The sequence below is a fragment of the Chryseobacterium sp. DT-167 genome (assembly GCF_058310155.1).
Window position 1 is genome coordinate 1 of sequence record NZ_JBZEEQ010000146.1, and the last position, 511, is coordinate 511.

The following is a 511-nucleotide window of genomic DNA, read 5'->3' on the forward strand; positions in this document are numbered from 1 at the left end:
TTGCAAGCAGAAGCGCGAGACCCGAGGCGTTGAAGACGGCGTGCGCGACGACCGCCGCGACGAGCCCCGACAAGCGAGCGACGACCCCGAATCCCAGTCCGGCGACGAAGGTGATCGCCGTGCCGATCACGGAAGCGCCGGCCAGGGCATGCACTCCCGCGAAGACCGCGGCGGTGACGATGATTCCGAGCCACGGGGCCGCCGCACTCCGCCCCGAGCGTTCGACGAGCGCCGGCTGGAGCGTTCCCCGGAAAAAGGTCTCTTCGACGATGGGCCCGACGATCGCGGACGCGACAATCAGGGCAGCTGTCCCGGCGACACCTCCCACCGATCCGTCGAGTCCGACCGACCCTCCGGAGATGCGACCCGTCGCGAGTATCTCGATCACAAAGGCGACAGACCGCGCGAGCAACCCGACGAAGACGCCGACGAGCAACGCGGTGCCGGACCACCTGACGCCGATCCTCGACCACCAGGGCTCGTCGGAACCCCTCCTCGAGACGAGCACGGC

The 511-nt window shown here is 69.1% G+C and carries 1 protein-coding gene; it reads right to left on the reverse strand.

What is annotated here, in order from left to right; all coding sequences use genetic code 11:
- Positions 1-511, reverse strand: a 511-nt coding sequence (locus AC4FQ5_RS20200) for a CPBP family intramembrane glutamic endopeptidase (RefSeq protein WP_491146545.1), incomplete at both ends; no start/stop codon positions are given.